Origin of the sequence: Pseudomonas sp. RL_15y_Pfl2_60, from assembly GCF_963970595.1 — a bacterium.
In the GTDB taxonomy this organism is placed as follows: Bacteria; Pseudomonadota; Gammaproteobacteria; order Pseudomonadales; family Pseudomonadaceae; genus Aquipseudomonas.
On the sequence record NZ_CAXAOE010000006.1, the window covers coordinates 218252 to 230092 of the forward strand.

General features: G+C 57.4%; 11 protein-coding genes and 1 riboswitch. Of the genes, 3 read left to right on the forward strand and 8 right to left on the reverse strand.

Features of this window, described 5'->3' with window-relative positions; translation table 11 throughout:
• Nucleotides 1-55 precede the first annotated feature (55 nt).
• From AACY26_RS17415 to AACY26_RS17430, 4 genes are all read right to left on the reverse strand, one after another.
• Nucleotides 56-664 carry a YqiA/YcfP family alpha/beta fold hydrolase gene (locus AACY26_RS17415; RefSeq protein ID WP_339515859.1) on the reverse strand — a complete coding sequence of 203 codons (609 nt, stop codon included), beginning with the start codon at nucleotides 662-664 and terminating at the stop codon, nucleotides 56-58.
• A gap of 58 nt (nucleotides 665-722) precedes the next feature.
• Nucleotides 723-1538, reverse strand: coding sequence for a 3',5'-cyclic-AMP phosphodiesterase (cpdA, locus tag AACY26_RS17420; RefSeq protein WP_339515860.1), 816 nt, complete (start codon nucleotides 1536-1538; stop codon nucleotides 723-725).
• Between the two features lie 280 nt (nucleotides 1539-1818).
• Nucleotides 1819-2271, reverse strand: coding sequence for a DUF1249 domain-containing protein (locus tag AACY26_RS17425; RefSeq protein ID WP_339515861.1), 453 nt, complete (start codon nucleotides 2269-2271; stop codon nucleotides 1819-1821).
• Complete coding sequence (locus AACY26_RS17430; protein ID WP_339515862.1) at nucleotides 2262-2879, reverse strand: NUDIX domain-containing protein; 618 nt, start codon at nucleotides 2877-2879, stop codon at nucleotides 2262-2264. Before AACY26_RS17430 ends, AACY26_RS17425 begins: the two co-directional genes overlap by 10 nt.
• Before the next feature lie 215 nt (nucleotides 2880-3094).
• Between AACY26_RS17430 and AACY26_RS17435 the strand changes: the two genes are divergently transcribed.
• On the forward strand, nucleotides 3095-3835 hold the full coding sequence (locus tag AACY26_RS17435; protein ID WP_339515863.1) for an RsiV family protein: 741 nt from the start codon (nucleotides 3095-3097) through the stop codon (nucleotides 3833-3835).
• Here AACY26_RS17435 and cytX read toward each other — a convergent pair.
• Nucleotides 3804-5093 carry a putative hydroxymethylpyrimidine transporter CytX gene (cytX, locus tag AACY26_RS17440; protein ID WP_339515864.1) on the reverse strand — a complete coding sequence of 430 codons (1290 nt, stop codon included), beginning with the start codon at nucleotides 5091-5093 and terminating at the stop codon, nucleotides 3804-3806. The two genes, AACY26_RS17435 and cytX, sit on opposite strands and share 32 nt — an antisense overlap.
• An 89-nt stretch (nucleotides 5094-5182) precedes the next feature.
• Nucleotides 5183-7075 carry a phosphomethylpyrimidine synthase ThiC gene (thiC, locus tag AACY26_RS17445; RefSeq protein ID WP_339515865.1) on the reverse strand — a complete coding sequence of 631 codons (1893 nt, stop codon included), beginning with the start codon at nucleotides 7073-7075 and terminating at the stop codon, nucleotides 5183-5185.
• A 97-nt stretch (nucleotides 7076-7172) separates the two neighbouring features.
• A riboswitch (TPP riboswitch) is annotated at nucleotides 7173-7279 on the reverse strand.
• 329 nt (nucleotides 7280-7608) lie between these two features.
• Here thiC and AACY26_RS17450 point away from each other — a divergent pair.
• Nucleotides 7609-9054 carry a TolC family outer membrane protein gene (locus AACY26_RS17450; RefSeq protein WP_339515866.1) on the forward strand — a complete coding sequence of 482 codons (1446 nt, stop codon included), beginning with the start codon at nucleotides 7609-7611 and terminating at the stop codon, nucleotides 9052-9054.
• Nucleotides 9055-9114: 60 nt separating this feature from the next.
• Here AACY26_RS17450 and waaA read toward each other — a convergent pair whose 3' ends face one another.
• The gene (waaA, locus tag AACY26_RS17455) at nucleotides 9115-10404 is read right to left on the reverse strand and encodes a lipid IV(A) 3-deoxy-D-manno-octulosonic acid transferase (protein WP_339515867.1); all 1290 of its coding nucleotides are present in this window, start codon (nucleotides 10402-10404) and stop codon (nucleotides 9115-9117) included.
• Nucleotides 10405-10464: 60 nt separating this feature from the next.
• Nucleotides 10465-11349: a LysR family transcriptional regulator gene (locus AACY26_RS17460; RefSeq protein WP_339515868.1), complete on the reverse strand. Its 885-nt coding sequence runs from the start codon at nucleotides 11347-11349 to the stop codon at nucleotides 10465-10467.
• 84 nt (nucleotides 11350-11433) lie between these two features.
• On the opposite strand from AACY26_RS17460, the gene AACY26_RS17465 reads away from it, so the two are divergent.
• Entirely contained in the window at nucleotides 11434-11766 is a 333-nt protein-coding gene (locus AACY26_RS17465; RefSeq protein ID WP_339515869.1) for a DMT family transporter, read from the forward strand.
• Nucleotides 11767-11841 lie beyond the last annotated feature (75 nt).

The window sequence follows — 11841 nt, forward strand, 5'->3', positions numbered from 1 at the left end:
CTGACTGCCTCGCCGAATGTGAACGGCAACGGCAGCAAAGCGGAATCCGAGCCCTTCAAAGGCCAGAAAAATCGATATCGGCCCAAAATTTGGGCGCAATACCGGCAAAAGCAAATAGCATTGGCAAGCGCTGGGCAAACCCTTGGAAACCATGGTCGCCACCCGCTTGAATACGCAACGCACAACCACGGTAAAAAGCCTGGGCCAGACGATAATCCAGGGTTTCATCCGCCGTTTGCAACCATACCTGATAACGCTCGGGGTCCTTAGGCGCCATGACCTCCAACTCAGCCAAAGCGCTGACGTGATCGGCGGTCAGGTCCCAGGTTTCATCGCTGTAAAAGTTCTTTTGCGGTCCGAGGTAACCGTCAAACAGTGTATGCGGACGAACAGCGGGGTTAATCAGCAGTGCTTTCAAGCCGTGACGCTCAGCCAGATGCGTCGCATAGTAGCCGCCCAGTGAGCTGCCGACCAGCAACGGACGCCCCAGGGCTGCAATTTCGGACTCAAGCTGCACAATGGCTTGGCGCGGATGATGATGCAACGCAGGCACCCGCAATTGTTCGGCCAGCCCCATGCTCGTCATCGCGCGGCGCAGCTGACTGGCCTTAAGCGAGTCTGGCGAACTGTTAAGTCCATGCAAATAAAGGATAGTTTCAGTCATGGAGCAGGAGGCTACTCGTTCACGGCCACAGGCTGCAAGCGCCTGGCCGAGATGGCAGTTAATAGCCCTTGACGCTGTAATCGACTTCGAAATCGATTCCAGTCACACGCGATACGCCGGTCTCAATCCGTCCGTCTGCAAACAAGCGCAGCCAGCGATAGCCTGGGGCACTGGTATCGACCTGAAATTCTTCACTACCCGGTGCAAATTGCACGCAGGTCGACGGCGAAGCCAGAAGTCGCACCGAATGGCGCAGTTGATCGAACTCTTGATGGACATGACCCCAAAGCATGCAACGTACCTGTGGAAAACGCGCCACAATTGAAAACAGCGCATCAGGGTTGCGCAAGCCAATCGGGTCCATCCAGCGGCTACCAATGGGGACCGGATGATGGTGCATGCAGATCATATGGTGGCGTTCAGGGGCCTCGCTTAGCGCTCGCTCCAGCAGCGCCAACTGACGATCAGCGAGAAAACCAGGCACAGCTCCAGGAATTGAAGAATCGAGCAGAATCACCCGCCAATTACCAATATCAACCACGGTATCGAGCAAATTACTGCCGACACAGGCCGCTTGCATGGCGTGAAGCTCATCGTGATTACCGGGAAACCAGCGCATTGGCGCGCGGATAACCGAGGTCATTTGCCGAAAACGGGCGTAGGAGGCTTCACTGCCGTCTTGCGACAAATCGCCGCTGGCCAGCACCAAGTCGATTTGCGGCTGCTCTTCGAGAATCCGATCGAGCACGCGCTGCAAGCTATCCTCGGTATCCATACCCAATAGCTTGCCGTTAGCCTCGGCAAAGAGATGACTATCAGATAGCTGAACCAGCAGTACCGATGAGTCAGCAGTATTAGTTTGCACGCTCGGCAAGGCCGTCTCCTTGAGCGGAATAGTTTAATTATGGCGGCTTGCATAGCGAGGGGAAACTCGATTTGCGCGGCCTGGTTCACAGAACCTGCGCACAACTGCAGCAAAATCACCGGTATTAGTGAGCCAAGCCCAGCAAATACCCCCCAACACTGCCCGCCCTATTCAACGACTTCGTCCTTACCCAAGCCTTGCAACCCTCAACGCAAGGCACCGGTCAGCCTGTTGAATCCAGCGTAGCAAATGATGCGGCCCAGTCACCTGAATGACAAATAAACTGGTTTTAGATTTGTGGCTCGGTTTCGTGCCCACATGCCAGGCAATGACTTAGCCATTCACCGAGGAAGAGATTGAGCTGAGTTTTCTCATCGGGCTGGTGCATGTCGGCATTGGGATAGGGGTAGACCCCACGGAAGCGCCGCGAGCTTTCGGCACCTACCACCTCAGCCATGCGCGCATCGTGATACACGCGCACCTCCAGCGCAGGGACCGGCAACCAGGGCAAGCTGTGCTCCTGGCGTACGCGGATCGTCGAGGTGTATGGACAATTTTCCAACACATCCAGCGCCAGCACCCCCAACAGCTTCTCACCCTGACTAACGGCAACACGGCGTGCACTGGGTTCATCACGCATCGCCGGGAGCAAACGCATCAACCGCGCGTAATTAGCCTCGCAAGCTGTTTGCAGCTCGACCAAGTCAACGCGGTAACGATCACGGATCACATTTACTGCCATAACCCCCTAACCTCGGCGCGGTTAAGCGCCAGCCATTGCAAGGCAATAATGCTTGCGGCGTTATCAATTCGCCCATCTTTTACCGCATCCAATGCGTCTTCAAAAGGCCAGACATGCACTTGAATGTCTTCACCTTCCTCGGCGAGCCCAAAGACTCCGCCGACCCCTTCACTGTCACAACGCCCCACAAACAAGTGCACACGTTCGTTGGAACCTCCAGGTGAAGGATAGTACTGAGTGATCGGCCACAGTGCCCCCAACTTCAGCCCAGCTTCCTCCATCGCCTCACGGTGCGCCACCGTTTCAGGCCCCTCATCCTTGTCAATCAGCCCGGCAACCAGTTCCAGCAACCAGGGATTGTCACTCTTGTGCATGGCACCAACCCTGAACTGCTCGATTAACACCACCGTATCGCGCTGCGGATCATAAGGCAGCACGCAGACTGCATCGTGCCGCAGAAACACTTCTCGATTGAGCAACGGTCCCATTTCGCCGGAGAACTGACGATGACGCAAATGCAGGCGATCAAGGCTGTAGAACCCGCGAAAGCATGCTTCGCGCTCAACGATTTCGACCGCATCTGGCCCCGGCTTGAAGGTGTCTGGCATGGCGTCCTCACTCGGCTGTAAACCTGACTTTCACGCATCCTACCCCTGCAACTCGTACAGCGCAGCCTCTTTACATTGGCTCGACCAGCACTTTGCAGATGCATGCGCAACTGGAATCATGCAGCATAGATGGGGTCGCCAAGGCTCGAACTCAAGCGCCTGCCTGTAGTCGAAGCCTGCAACCCTCAACAGCCTTCAGCCAAATGTTGGATTACATGTCACTGACCAAAAAGCTCGCAATCGTCGGCATCAGCCTCTTCCTTGGTGCCTGCCAAAGCATGATGACTGGCGAAAAACCCTTGGTTGCCCAACGCATCGCCTGGGAGCACGTAACGCCGGGTTGCACCGGTGAACCCTGCCCGCTGGTAAATATCGACACACTGCGCTTTGCCCAGGAACAGCAGCTCAATCCATTGATCGAGCAAGCGCTGCTGCGCATGACCACCGACGCACCGGACGCCCCGTTGCCAGCCTCACTGGAATCCTATGAAAAGGACTTCCTGGTGCGCGCCGAACCCGGTTGGAAAACCTACCTGCAAGCCAAATTGCGTGAACAACATGACCAATTGGTGATCATCGAGCTTTCCAGCTACCTGGCGACCGGTGGCGCGCATGGCATGCCGGGTCGCGGTTTTATCAACTACGACCGCGACCAACACAAGGCCCTGGCCCTTAAAGACATGCTCAAACCCGGCACCGAAGACGCCTTTTGGCACCTGGCAGAGCAGGCGCATCAGCGTTGGTTGAAAGCCAACAAGCTCGATCAGGACCCGGATTATGTAAAAACCTGGCCTTTTGCGCGCACCAAGAACATAGCCCTGCTGAAAAAGTCAGTCTTGCTCAAGTATGACGTCTATACCTTGGCGCCATACTCCAGCGGCCACGTGCCCTTGACCATTCCTTACTCGCAGCTGGGGGCAATACTCAAGCCGGAGTACTTACCGGCTTCGCAATAGCCCTGCCAAGCAACCACTGCAACCCGCCAGCAATCACCAGCGCTGGCAGGGTTGCGCCGATATCCGGCAGCAAATTGCTCAGCATGTGATAGACCGCCACCCCGCACGCCCACGCCAGCAAGGTGTCCCAACGCAAATCGACCTTGGGCGCTTGAACAGCTTGACGCTTGCGCAAGATGAAGTGGTCAACCAACACCACCCCGAATAACGGCGCAAACACCGAGCCGATCAACAGCAAGAAGTTCTGGTACTCGGCCAAGGGTGCCAACAAGGCAATCAAGGTGCACAGCGCACCTATTGCCAGCGCCAGATGCTCGACCTTAAACCTGAACAGGATCCCGCCAGAGACCGCCGCCGAATGGATGTCGGCAAAGGCGTTTTCTGATTCATCAAGCAGAATCAGCAACAGTGGAATCCCCAGACCGGCACCCGCCAATGCCAACAGCAGCGCATTGACCTCTCCGCTCGGCGCGAAGGCCAGGGTGTAAGCCACGCCGAGGCTCATCAGCCAGAAATTACCCAGGAAGAAACCCACCGCGGTACCACCAAAGACATTACGCGCCCGCTTGCCGAACCGGGAGTAATCGGCAATCAACGGCAGCCAAGACAGCGGCATGGCGATTGCGATATCAAAGCCCAATGCAAACGGCATCGAACCATCACCAGCGCGCGCCCACAACGCAGACAGATCGGTCTTGTCGAACAGATTCCAAGTCAGCCACAGGCAAGCGCCCAGCAATAACCAAATCCCCCACTTGCGCAAAATACGCCGGACAAATGTCAGCGGCCCGGTCACCGCGAGCAAGGTTGCGATCGCCCCAAAAAACAGGGTCCACAAGGCCGCACTTGTCAGCACACTGCCTTCACCAAAGGCACGGGCCGAGAGCAGGCTAGCCGCATCGCGCATGACAATAATTTCAAACGCCCCCCAACCGACCAGTTGCAGGATATTCAGCACGGCAGGCACCACAGCGCCTTTAGCACCTAGGCTGAGCTTCAGCGCAGCCATTGAAGATAAGCCGGTGTCGACACCGATCACCGCCACAGCACCAAGCAACAACACGCCCACAGCGGTGCCGCAGGCGATTGCCAGCATCGCCCCGGACATGCCCAGGCCCGGCGCCAGCAACGCTCCGAGTTGCAGCACCATCAAACCGATGCCAAGCGAGAACCACAGTGAAAATAAATCACGCGCACCAAACACCCGCTGACTGGCAGGCACCGCATGATGTGGCGAATAAGTACTAGGAGTGTTCACACGCAAGACTCTCGAAAATTAGTATTTAGAAGCCTAAACGCCCGACTGAAGACAGCCGGGCGCTTGCAGCTTTGCTCGCCGTTACCGGATCAGACTTGGCGGTAGATCACCGAGCCTTCCTCTTTAAAGCGCTGGGCCTGCTCCTTGAACCCTGCCTCAATGGCCTTGCTCTCTTCGGACAGGCCATTGACCTTGGCGTACTCACGCACTTCCTGGGTGATTTTCATCGAGCAGAACTTCGGCCCACACATCGAGCAGAAGTGTGCGACCTTGGCCGAGTCCTTAGGCAGGGTTTCATCGTGATAGCTGCGCGCAGTGTCGGGATCAAGACCCAGGTTGAACTGGTCTTCCCAGCGGAACTCGAAGCGCGCCTTGGACAAGGCGTTGTCACGGATCTGCGCACCCGGATGCCCCTTGGCCAAGTCGGCAGCGTGGGCGGCAATCTTGTAGGTGATGATCCCGGTCTTCACATCATCCTTGTTCGGCAGGCCCAGGTGCTCCTTGGGCGTCACGTAGCAAAGCATGGCGCATCCGAACCAGCCAATCATCGCCGCACCAATGCCCGAAGTGATGTGATCGTAGCCAGGGGCAATATCCGTGGTCAGCGGGCCGAGGGTATAGAACGGCGCTTCGTCACAGCACTCCAGTTGCTTGTCCATGTTCTCCTTGATCAGGTGCATCGGCACATGCCCCGGACCTTCGATCATGCACTGCACATCATGCTTCCAGGCAATCTTGGTCAGCTCGCCCAAGGTTTCCAGCTCGCCAAACTGCGCGGCATCATTGGCGTCGGCAATCGACCCCGGACGCAAGCCGTCGCCCAGCGAGAAGCTGACGTCATAGGCCTTCATGATTTCGCAGATTTCTTCAAAATGGGTATAGAGGAAGTTTTCCTGATGATGTGCCAGGCACCACTTGGCCATGATTGAGCCGCCGCGCGAGACAATTCCGGTCACCCGCTTTGCCGTCAACGGCACATAGCGCAGCAAGACCCCAGCATGGATGGTGAAATAGTCGACACCCTGCTCGGCCTGCTCAATCAAGGTATCGCGGAACAGTTCCCAAGTCAGGTCTTCAGCAACGCCGTTGACCTTCTCCAGCGCCTGGTAAATCGGCACTGTGCCGATTGGCACTGGCGAGTTGCGGATGATCCACTCGCGGGTTTCGTGGATGTGCTTGCCGGTCGACAAGTCCATCACGGTGTCTGAACCCCAGCGAATGCCCCAAGTCAGCTTGGCGACTTCTTCTTCGATGGATGAGCCCAGCGCCGAGTTGCCGATATTGCCGTTGATCTTCACCAGGAAGTTGCGCCCGATAATCATCGGCTCAAGTTCGGTGTGATTAATGTTGGCGGGAATAATTGCCCGGCCGCGAGCGACTTCCTCACGCACAAACTCAGCGGTGATCTGCTGTGGAATTGAGGCGCCAAAGCTCTGCCCCGGATGCTGCTCTTTCAACAAGCCAGCGGCGCGGGCCTCTTGCAGCTTGAGGTTCTCGCGGATGGCCACGTATTCCATCTCAGGCGTAATAATGCCCTGGCGCGCGTAATGCATTTGGCTGACATTGCGGCCTTCCTTCGCACGGCGCGGGTTGCGCACATGGGCGAAACGCATTTTGCCAAGCTCTTCATCAGCCAGGCGCAACTGCCCGAAATGCGAGCTCAAACCATCGAGTTGCACTGTGTCGTCACGATCCAGGATCCACGGCGTACGCACATCAGCCAAGCCTTTACGCACATCAATCTGCACCTGCGGGTCGGTGTAGGGGCCCGAGGTGTCGTAGACCAAGACCGGTGCGTTGACTTCGCCGCCGAAATCAGTCGGCGTAACGTCCAGGCTGATTTCGCGCATGGGCACACGGATATCGGCGCGCGAACCTTCTACATAGATTTTGCGCGAGCGGGTAAAGGGCTGGACTGATTGCAGATCAACCTGCGCGGACTCACTGAGATTCTTGTGGCTATTTTGTTGTTGTACGCTCATCGACGGTTCTCTCCTGAGATAGTTGTCGGAGCGAACGTGAACGAGGGAGTACTGGCGCGGGGCACCGGAGCGGTGCACAGAGGACTCGCCGAGGCAATGGCGAGGACATCTTGTTCCCTACGCAGGCCTTAACCTGATCAGGTTCAACGGGATCCGGCAACAGCCAATCTCAGCCCCTCAATTAGGGCACCCCGACAAGAACATCGCCATTCTAATCAGCACGCCCGGGAAATCCAACCCGCCAGTCAAAATAAGCTGACCCGCGCGTCGCTTTTCGACCCAGGCGCTTACGGCAGCTCTATTTATCCACTGATCTATTTGCCTGGATATTCCATTGCCTGTCGATCGATCCGTGACGCGACAATAGAAGAAGTATTAAGATCAACAACAGTGCCTACACTGAGCTGTGAATTGTTGCGGTCAAGCAACATAGCTTGTTGCAAACTACACCCATGACGCTAATTGTCAGCCTTGACCCTCCCGTCAGCGACGCTTAGCCTTGTCGATTACTGCTAATTCTAGGAACACCCCTAATGTTGCGTAGACTTTCTCTGGCTGTCGCTGTTGCGTCCGCGATGACCGGTCAAGCTTGGGCTGCACAAGCGCCAACGACCGCAATGAATGATCTGATATCGGTATATCGGGAAGCTGCGCAGAACAACGCCGATATCGCCGCCGCCCGTGCCGACTACCAAGCACGTCGCGAAGTCGTGCCGCAAGCACGTGCAGGACTGTTGCCCAACCTGTCTGCTGGCGCCGAGCTTGCCGATACCCGTACCAAGCTCGATTCTCCGTCCTACACGGCGAACCGTAGCGGTACCGTGTACCAGGCCAACTTGAGCCAGCCGCTGTTCCGTGCCGACCGCTGGTTCCAGCTGCAAGCCGCTGAAGCGACGAGCGAACAAGCTGCACTGGACCTGTCGGCCACCGAGCAGAACCTGATTTTGCAAAGCGCCGAGAGCTACTTCAACGTGCTCCGTGCTCAAGACAACCTGGCCTCGACCAAGGCTGAAGAAGCTGCGTTCAAGCGTCAGCTGGATCAGTCCAACGAACGTTTTGATGTCGGCCTTTCAGACAAGACCGATGTGCTCGAATCACAAGCCGGTTACGACACCGCACGGGCCAACCGGATCATTGCCGAACGCCAGGTTGACGACGCTTTTCAAGCACTGACCACCTTGACCAACCGCGACTACCCGGCACTTGAAGGCATGCGCCACACGCTGCCGATCCTGGCGCCAACGCCAAACGATGCCAAGGCCTGGGTCGATACCGCAGCAGCGCAGAACCTCAATCTGCTGGCCAGCAACTATGCCGTCGATGCGGCCAAGGAAACCCTTAGCCAGCGTAAGTCGGGCCACGCCCCGACACTCGATGCGGTTGCTAGCTATCAGAAAGGTGACAACGACAGCCTGGGCTTCACCAACAGCGGCTTGAACAGTGGCATCCCACCCTACAGCGGTGATGTTGAGCAAAGCTCGATCGGCCTGCAGTTGAATATCCCGATCTACAGCGGCGGCCTAACCAGCTCGCAAGTGCGCGAGGCCTACCAGCGCCTTGACCAAACCGAGCAACAACGCGAAAGCCTGCGCCGCAAGGTAGTGCAAGACACACGCAACCTGCACCGTGCCGTGAACACCGATGTTGAAACGGTCAAGGCACGCAAACAGTCGATCGTCTCCAACCAGAGCGCGCTGGAAGCGACCGAAATCGGTTATCAGGTGGGTACCCGCAACATCGTTGACGTGCTCGATGCACAGCGCCAACTGTACAGCTCGGTCCGCACCTATAACGATGCGCGTTACGACTACATCCTCAACAACCTGCGCCTGAAGCAGGCGGCGGGCACCTTGAGCCCTGGTGACCTAGAGGCGCTGGATACCTACTTGAAGCCAGACTACAACCCGGACAAGGACTTCCTGCCGCCGGATCTGGCCAAAGCAGCTGAAGCGCAGATGCAAGGCAATCCAAACTACTAAGTCTGGATTGCAGATAATAAAAAACCCGACTGATGTCGGGTTTTTTATAGCTGCAAACAGTCACTCAGCCTTTAGTAGTCGCTGCAAACTTGCCAATAATCGTTCAAGAGCACCTTGATTCGCATGCATCACCAGCACTCCCGCATCGCGCATTGCTTGTGCCTGCTCCGGCGTTTGCCACAACTGGGCAATCTCCCGGGCCAAGCCAGCGGCATCACTTACCTCAAGCAGAGCACCTGCTTCGCGCAACTGATTGGCGATATCGAGAAAGTTGAACAGGTGCGGCCCGCTTAATACGGGTTTGCCCAACGCCGCCGGCTCCAGCAGGTTATGCCCGCCATTTGCCACCAGGCTGCCACCAACGAATGCAACATCGGCCAAGGCATACAAAAACAACAATTCGCCCATGGTATCGCCCAGCAAGACCTGATGCTCAGCAGTGACCTGCGCACCGCTCGAGCGACGCTGAACCTGCAACCCAGCCGCCTTGACCTGCTCGAACACTGGGTTGAACCGCTCGGGGTGACGCGGCACCAAAATCAACAACGCATCTGGCCACTGCTGGAGCAGGATACGATGTGCTGCAATGATCTGCGCATCCTCGCCTTCATGGGTACTGGCGGCAATCCACAGCGGCCGCTCAAGCGCACGCCACTCGGAACGCAATGCCTGAGCTCGCTCGAGCAATGCCGGGTCTATGGTCAGGTCGAACTTGATCGAACCGGTCACTTCAACACAGTCTGGGCGCGCGCCCAACTGGCGGAAACGCTCGGCTTCAACGGCGGTCTGCGTGGCAATCAGACTCATCTGAGCCAACATCGGCGCTGTCAGCTTGGAAAACCTTGCATATCCGCGCGCCGAGCGCTCGGACAATCGCGCGTTGGCCAGCGCCACCGGAATGCCGCGCTTGGCGCATTGGTTAATGTGGTTGGGCCACAACTCGGTTTCCATGATCACTGCAAGTTTGGGCTGCACCCTATCCAGAAACCGCGCAGCAACCCAAGGCAGGTCATACCCCAAATAACAGTGCTGAACGCGGCCTTGGTATTCGGCGCCACCGAATAGCGCCTGGATACGCTCCGAACCGGTTGGCGTCATGCACGTGATGGTAATCGGCAAATCAGGGTAGCGCGCCAGCAATTCACGGATCATCGGCGCGGCGGCAATGCTCTCGCCCACCGAGACGGCATGCACCCAGATTCCGCCCGGCTTGAGCGCTGGCAAAGCAAACGAAAAGCGCTCGCCGATTCGCGACGCATAGGCGGGCGCCTTACGCGCCCGCACGGCCAAACGTACAGCCACCAATGGCAGGCCGAGATGAAATAACAAGGTGTAAAGCAAACGATTCATTAGCGCTCGGCTTAATCAAGTAATGGGCCAGATTTGCAAGGCGCTCAGCTTATCAGAGGCTCAGCCAATTGCGCGCAAGTGCTCGGCAAAGCGATCCGCCAACCAACGCGCCGCTGGCCCCAGGGTTTCATCTCGCCGCCAGACCAACTCAACCACCAGTGGCGGCGGGGTCCAGTCACTGCTCAGTTCAACCAAATGATTTTGATAGGTAGGGTACTGCACAACGTGACGCGGCAACCACGCCCAGCCCAGGTTGCGTATCAACAACTCGGCCATGGCGTAGAAGCTGTCGGCGCGCCACACCGCTGGGCTGATCTGCTCTCCGCCAGGGTAACGGCTGTCCTGGAGTGCCATCAGTAACTGCCGATGGCGAGCCAGCTCGCGCCGATCAACCCGCTTGAGCCCGGCCAGCGAATGCCCGGCACCGCAGACCGTCACCATCTCCACCGTACCCAAGCGCTGACGTTCAAGGCTGTCAGGCATGTGTTCATGGTGAAACAACAGGCCCAGGTCGGCACGGCGCTCCAGTAATTTGCGCGCAACCTCGCCCTGCGCGCCGCTTGCCAACTGAACTTCGATCAAGGGATACGCCTGCGAGAGCGCCTCTAGGCTGTCGAGCACCGGTTGATAGGGCATGGCCTCATCTTGTGCCAGGCGCAAACGCGGCTCTTCGCCACGCACTAGGCCGAGCGTCCTTCCCTCCAGCCGCTGACATTGACGCAGCACCTCGCGCGCCTCTTCCAGAAGCACCGTGCCTTCAGCGGTCAAGCGTGGTTGTCGGCCGCTACTGCGCTCGAACAACAGCACCCCAAGATCCGCTTCGAGCATCGCGATCGAACTGCTGACGGCTGACTGGACCCGATTCATTTGCCGCGCTACAGCTGAGAACGACTGGCCTTCGGCGACACTGACAAATAACCGGATCTGCTCAAGATTCCATTGCACAACCTATCTCCAATTCAGGCAGGTAATGACTTTATCCCATCAGCTTAATAACTAGAATAGCGCGCATTGAAGAGGAGACTGAATATGAGCGGATACCTTTACCTGGCGATTGCAGTGACGGCTGAAGTCATCGCGACAACATCGATGAAAGCCATCAGCGGCTTGAGCAAACCGCTGCCGCTGATACTGGTAGTTGTCGGCTACGCGATCTCCTTCTGGATGCTCAGCCTGGTAGTCAAAACCATTCCGGTGGGCGTTGCCTATGCCGTTTGGGCGGGACTTGGAATTGTGCTGGTGAGCATTGCCGCGACCTTTATCTATCAACAACGCCTCGACCTTCCCGCCATGCTCGGCATGGGGCTGATTGTCGCGGGGGTCATGGTGATTCAACTGTTTTCCCAGACCACAGGCCACTGATCCCGAGCTGGAGCGACGCGGTGAGCCTTGGGTTGCCCGCAGGTTTTCGGCGTCGCTTGGCGAGCCAACCCGCCA